This is a genomic window from Streptococcus sp. GMD6S (assembly GCF_000297015.1).
The window spans coordinates 1-5,516 of the sequence record NZ_AJRH01000072.1 but is presented as its reverse complement, the minus strand read 5'-3'; the positions used below and the strand labels follow the sequence as shown (position 1 = coordinate 5,516).

12 protein-coding genes are annotated in these 5,516 nt (G+C 40.4%); all 12 read right to left on the bottom strand.

Features of this window, described 5'->3' with window-relative positions:
• The coding region (gene secY / locus GMD6S_RS08070; RefSeq protein ID WP_000465386.1) for a preprotein translocase subunit SecY at positions 1 to 938 on the bottom strand (938 nt) is incomplete at its 3' end.
• Between the two features lie 12 nt (positions 939 to 950).
• Positions 951 to 1,391, bottom strand: a complete 441-nt coding sequence (gene rplO / locus GMD6S_RS08065) for a 50S ribosomal protein L15 (protein ID WP_000766089.1) — start codon at positions 1,389 to 1,391, stop codon at positions 951 to 953.
• Positions 1,392 to 1,535: 144 nt separating this feature from the next.
• Entirely contained in the window at positions 1,536 to 1,718 is a 183-nt protein-coding gene (rpmD, locus tag GMD6S_RS08060) for a 50S ribosomal protein L30 (RefSeq protein WP_000057241.1), read from the bottom strand.
• Between the two features lie 13 nt (positions 1,719 to 1,731).
• The gene (gene rpsE, locus GMD6S_RS08055; RefSeq protein WP_000874204.1) at positions 1,732 to 2,226 is read right to left on the bottom strand and encodes a 30S ribosomal protein S5; all 495 of its coding nucleotides are present in this window, start codon (positions 2,224 to 2,226) and stop codon (positions 1,732 to 1,734) included.
• 17 nt (positions 2,227 to 2,243) lie between these two features.
• Complete coding sequence (rplR, locus tag GMD6S_RS08050) at positions 2,244 to 2,600, bottom strand: 50S ribosomal protein L18 (RefSeq protein ID WP_000624044.1); 357 nt, start codon at positions 2,598 to 2,600, stop codon at positions 2,244 to 2,246.
• Between the two features lie 83 nt (positions 2,601 to 2,683).
• The gene (gene rplF, locus GMD6S_RS08045) at positions 2,684 to 3,220 is read right to left on the bottom strand and encodes a 50S ribosomal protein L6 (protein ID WP_000086626.1); all 537 of its coding nucleotides are present in this window, start codon (positions 3,218 to 3,220) and stop codon (positions 2,684 to 2,686) included.
• A 62-nt stretch (positions 3,221 to 3,282) separates the two neighbouring features.
• Complete coding sequence (locus GMD6S_RS08040) at positions 3,283 to 3,462, bottom strand: hypothetical protein (protein ID WP_000648250.1); 180 nt, start codon at positions 3,460 to 3,462, stop codon at positions 3,283 to 3,285.
• A 166-nt stretch (positions 3,463 to 3,628) separates the two neighbouring features.
• Positions 3,629 to 4,027 carry a 30S ribosomal protein S8 gene (gene rpsH / locus GMD6S_RS08035; RefSeq protein WP_000245502.1) on the bottom strand — a complete coding sequence of 133 codons (399 nt, stop codon included), beginning with the start codon at positions 4,025 to 4,027 and terminating at the stop codon, positions 3,629 to 3,631.
• 213 nt (positions 4,028 to 4,240) lie between these two features.
• Positions 4,241 to 4,426, bottom strand: coding sequence for a type Z 30S ribosomal protein S14 (locus GMD6S_RS08030; protein ID WP_001085697.1), 186 nt, complete (start codon positions 4,424 to 4,426; stop codon positions 4,241 to 4,243).
• 17 nt (positions 4,427 to 4,443) lie between these two features.
• On the bottom strand, positions 4,444 to 4,986 hold the full coding sequence (rplE, locus tag GMD6S_RS08025; RefSeq protein ID WP_000013542.1) for a 50S ribosomal protein L5: 543 nt from the start codon (positions 4,984 to 4,986) through the stop codon (positions 4,444 to 4,446).
• A 23-nt stretch (positions 4,987 to 5,009) separates the two neighbouring features.
• Positions 5,010 to 5,315 carry a 50S ribosomal protein L24 gene (gene rplX / locus GMD6S_RS08020; RefSeq protein ID WP_000497691.1) on the bottom strand — a complete coding sequence of 102 codons (306 nt, stop codon included), beginning with the start codon at positions 5,313 to 5,315 and terminating at the stop codon, positions 5,010 to 5,012.
• A 78-nt stretch (positions 5,316 to 5,393) separates the two neighbouring features.
• The coding region (locus tag GMD6S_RS08015; protein ID WP_008293782.1) for an uL14 family ribosomal protein at positions 5,394 to 5,516 on the bottom strand (123 nt) is incomplete at its 5' end.

Genomic DNA, 5,516 nt, shown 5'->3' with positions numbered 1-5,516 from the left:
GTCGGAGATGTTGTAGATAACATTTCCTGTGCTGTACGTACCCAAGCCCAATCATGACCTGTAGCACTCAAAAACTGAAGAATGGCTGCAGGTGCTGCTGTAATGGAACTTGCAAAGATAACTGGGATAACCCCCGCTGGGTTTACCTTCAATGGAAGGTATGAGCTTGATGGGGCTCCTTGAGCAACTTTTGTATATTGGATTGGAATTTTATATTCTGCCTGTTGAACATAGGTTGTAAAGTATACAATCAACAAGACAGCGATAATCAAAATAACGACAAAGATAATAGATGAAGTCAAACGGCTACTTGGAATATTGACGAAGTAGTCAACATAGATTCCTTTAATCATCTCAGGGATTGAAGCGACAATACCTGCAAAGATGATCATAGAAACACCGTTTCCGTATCCCTTATCTGTAATTTGTTCCCCGAGCCAAGTTACAATCATACTACCTGCTGTGAGGATAATACCAATAGTAACAAAAACTTGTGGAGTTAACGCTGTCGTTAATAATTTTGCTCCAGATAGAGTATTAAATCCTGCTGTAATCCCGATAGATTGAACAAATGCAAGTACAAGTGCAATATAACGAGTAGCCTGATTTAGTTTTCTCCGTCCTACTTCCCCTTGTTTGCCCCATTCTACAAACTTCGGTAAAATATCCATTTGTAGCAATTGAACAACGATGGAAGCAGTGATATACGGACTTACTCCGAGTGCGAAAACGGAGAAGTTCTTCATGGCATTCCCTGAAACAAGACTAAGCATGTTCAAGAAAGATAAACCACTGAGAGCTTCTAAACTTTTTGCATTCACACCTGGAACAGTGATACTTGTCCCAATACGGAAAACAAGAATGATAAAAATTGTAAAGAGAATTTTTGATCGAACTTGTTTAACCTTGAGCGCTTCTTTTAGTAATTTAAAAAACATGGGTCACCTCTCTTAGATGACTTCTACAGAACCACCTTTAGCAGTGATAGCTTCCTCAGCTGATTTAGAGAATTTAGCTGCTTTCACAGTCAATTTCTTAGTCAACTCACCGTTACCAAGAATTTTAACTCCTGATTTTTCAGCTTTCACAATTCCTGCTTCGATAAGCACAACTGGAGTTACTTCTGCACCGTCTTCAAAGACGTTCAATTGGTCAAGGTTTACAATTGCGTATTCTTTAGCGTTGATGTTAGTGAATCCACGTTTTGGAAGACGACGGAACAATGGAGTTTGTCCACCTTCAAAACCAAGGCGAACTCCGCCACCGCTACGAGCTTTTTGACCTTTTTGACCGCGACCAGATGTTTTACCGTTACCTGATGAAGTACCACGACCAACACGGTTACGTACTTTACGAGAACCTTCTGCAGGTTTCAATTCATGAAGTTTCATTATTATTTTCTCCTCTTTTGTAAAATGCTAGCGCCGATAAGAGAGAAAAGGTTGTCTCCCTTATCAACTCGCCTATACATGGTCATCTTAGATGACTATACCTAGTTTTAGGGGATGAGTATTGCCACATCCCCTAAAAATTCATTAGTTTACTTCTTCAACTGTTACCAAGTGAGATACTGCAGTGATCATACCACGGATAGCAGCGTTGTCTTCTTTGATAACAGAGCTGTTCAATTTGCCAAGTCCAAGTGCTACAACAGTTTTACGTTGTGATGGAATGCGTCCGATTGGAGACTTAGTCAAAGTAATTTTAATTTGAGCCATTTTATCCCCTTTCTTATGCCAAATCAGAAACTGAGATACCACGAAGGGCAGCAACTTCTTCAGCGCGTTTCAATTGTTTCAAACCTTCAACAGTTGCGCGAACAATGTTGATTGGAGTGTTAGAGCCAAGTGATTTAGATGTAATATCTGCCACACCTGCCAATTCCACAACGGCACGAACTGCACCACCAGCGGCAACTCCAGAACCTTCTACAGCAGGTTTCAACAATACTTTAGCTCCACCGAATTCTGAAAGAACTTCGTGTGGGATTGTTGTTCCAACCATAGGAACTTCAATCAAGTTTTTCTTAGCATCTTCTACTGCTTTGCGGATTGCTTCTGGAACTTCTTGAGCTTTACCAGTACCAAATCCTACGCGACCGTTGTGGTCACCAACAACAACAAGAGCTGCGAAACGAAGACGACGTCCACCTTTAACAACTTTCGTAACACGGTTGACAGCAACTACGCGTTCTTCTAATTCAACTGCATTGTCTTTAAATGCCATTTTCTAGTGTCCTCCTATTAGAATTTCAATCCGTTTTCACGAGCTGCATCAGCCAAAGCTTTCACACGTCCGTGATATAGATATCCACCGCGGTCGAACACCACTTCTGAAATACCTTTAGCGTTTGCACGTTCTGCAACGAGTTTACCGACAGCAACGGCTTGTTCAGTTTTAGTTCCTTTTGAAACTTCTTTGTCAAGAGTTGAAGCACTTGCGAGCGTTACACCCGCTACGTCATCAATCACTTGAGCGTAGATGCCTGTATTAGAACGAAATACGTTCAAACGTGGGCGATCAGCAGTTCCAGAGAGTTTTCCGCGAACGCGACGGTGGCGTTTTTGGCGGAGTTTGTTTTTATCTGGTTTAGAAATCACAGTTTTCACCTCTTTAGTTTTAAATCGTGTGCTATGCACTAAGTTGGAAAATAGGTTGGTGGTTAAAAATCAACCACTCAACATTATTTACCTGTTTTACCTTCTTTACGGCGAACGAATTCACCAACGTAACGGATACCTTTACCTTTATATGGTTCTGGTGAACGAAGGCTACGTACGTAAGCAGCCGTTTGACCAACTACTTCTTTTGAAATTCCGCTAACAACGATTGTTGTTGGGTTTGGAAGTTCAAAAGTAATTCCTTCTGGAGCTTCAACTTCGTCTGGATGAGATTTACCAACAGCCAAAACAAGTTTAGATCCTTGAAGTTGTGCACGGTAACCAACCCCGCGCATTTCAAGTTCTTTCTTGAATCCTTCTGATACACCAACAACCATGTTGTTCAAAAGGGCACGAGTAGTTCCGTGGATTGTTTTCATTTCTTTTGAATCGTTTGGACGGTGAAGAGTTACTTCAGTACCTTCCACACGAATTTCAATATCTTTTGAGAACTCACGAGTAAGTTCTCCTTTAGGTCCTTTTACAGTTACAACGTTGTCATTGTTAGTGATTTCAACACCAGCAGGCAACACGATAACTTTATTACCAATACGTGACATGTTTATTTTCTCCTGTTAAATTGTCAGGCCAGAATGGCCAGTTTTCACGGGGGGCATTCGGATTAGAGCAAACCTAGTTTCTTTCGAAAAGCTTTGACAAACTCCTGATATTCTGTCAATACATCAATAGCCGCAGGACTATAACCAATTTCACATAAAAGAGATACAAGGTCATCTTTTGACAATTCAGCCAAAGCGTCTTCTGCAACAATAAGTTTTTCATTCAATTCAGTAGCTTTCATCTTTTTCTCCTAAACTAATTTACTCTCTATTTGGCTGATCAGTAAATCAGCTAAATTGAACACGAGCTATGGTCTGTGTGAAAAAGACAAATCTTCCTAGAGTGTTAACACTCTTTGTCAGATTTCCTATTATCACATTGCCCATGACGCTCTTTGTATCTTGATTTTACCAAACGTAAGCGATAACTTCTCCACCAACGTTCTTTTGGCGAGCTTCTTTATCAGTAAGCAAACCTTCAGAAGTTGAAAGGATAGCAATTCCAAGTCCGTTAAGAACTTTTGGAAGATCTTCACGTTTTTTGTAGACACGAAGTCCTGGTTTAGAAACACGTTTCAAGTTAGTGATAACTTTTTCACCGTTTGGTCCGTATTTAAGGAATACACGGATGATGCCTTGTTTGTCATCTTCGATGATTTCTACGTTCTTAACAAAACCTTCGTGTTTAAGGATTTCAGCAATCCCTTTTTTGATGTTTGATGCAGGCACTTCAAGTACTTCGTGTTTCGCTTGGTTAGCGTTACGAATACGAGTTAGGAAGTCTGCGATTGGGTCAGTCATAACCATTTTGTTTTTCTCCTCTTACTAGTAGTTTGCAAGTTGCACTTGCTAGTTAATGATTGAGCTGGGCTCAGATAGTATTGACACATTCAAATGAGAGAACTCTTATTTGAAAACGAGCTACAACCTGTGCAAAAAAGATAAATTTGTTTTGGAGCATCGCTCCTTCACCAAATTTTCTATTTTTGCTGTGGTTGTTACGCTCTTTGTATCATGATATTACCAAGATGCTTTTGTTACACCAGGAATTTGTCCTTTGTAAGCTAATTCACGGAAGCAAACACGGCAAAGTTTAAATTTGCGGTAAACTGAATGTGGACGACCACATTTTTCACAACGAGTATAAGCTTGAGTAGAGAACTTCGCTGGACGTTTGTTCTTAGCAATCATTGATTTTTTAGCCATTAGATTTACCTCCTATATTATTTTGCAAAAGGCATTCCAAGGCCTGTAAGCAATGCACGTGACTCTTCGTCAGTGTTAGCAGTTGTTACGATAACGATGTCAAGACCACGAGTTTTGTCAACGTCATCAAAGTTGATTTCTGGGAAGATCAATTGTTCTTTCACACCAAGTGTGTAGTTTCCGCGTCCATCAAATGATTTTGTTGGAACACCGTGGAAGTCACGCACACGTGGAAGTGAAACTGAAACCAATTTGTCCAAGAATTCGTACATACGTTCACCACGAAGGGTAACTTTTGCACCAATCGCTACACCTTCACGAAGACGGAAGCCGGCGATTGATTTTTTAGCTTTAGTGATAAGTGGTTTTTGACCTGAGATAAGTGCCAATTCTTCAGCAGCTTTTTCAAGACTTTTAGCGTTTGATACAGCTTCACCAACACCCATGTTCAAAACGATCTTATCTACTTTAGGCACAGCCATCACTGATGAGTAGTTGAATTGTTCTGTCAAAGCAGGAACTACTTCATTAAGATATTTTTCTTTTAAACGATTTGCCATTATACTTCTCCTTTCCTTCGTGATTAATCAAGCACTTCGCCTGATTTTTTGTTGTAGCGAACTTTTTTACCGTCTACAAATTTGTAACCAACACGACCAGCTACACCGTTTTTATCCAATACTTGAACGTTTGATACGTGGATAGCTGCTTCTTTCTCGATGATACCACCTTGAGGAAGCTCGTTAGTTGGACGTTGGTGTTTCTTAACGATGTTAACACCTTCAACGATAACTTTGTTTACTTTTGGAAGGGCAGTAAGGACAACAGCTTCTGTTCCCTTATCTTTACCAGCGATTACGCGAACTTTGTCGCCTTTTTTTACAAACATTAGGTTTCTCCTTGATTTTTCTTACGCCCATAAGGGCACCCTGGAAAGTAATCCAGGGGACTAGTTTGTTTCTAAAAATTAAAGTACTTCTGGAGCAAGTGACACGATCTTCATGAAGCCACCTTCACGCAATTCACGTGCAACTGGGCCAAAGATACGTGTTCCGCGAGGAGTTTTGTCTTCACGGATGATAACTGCTGC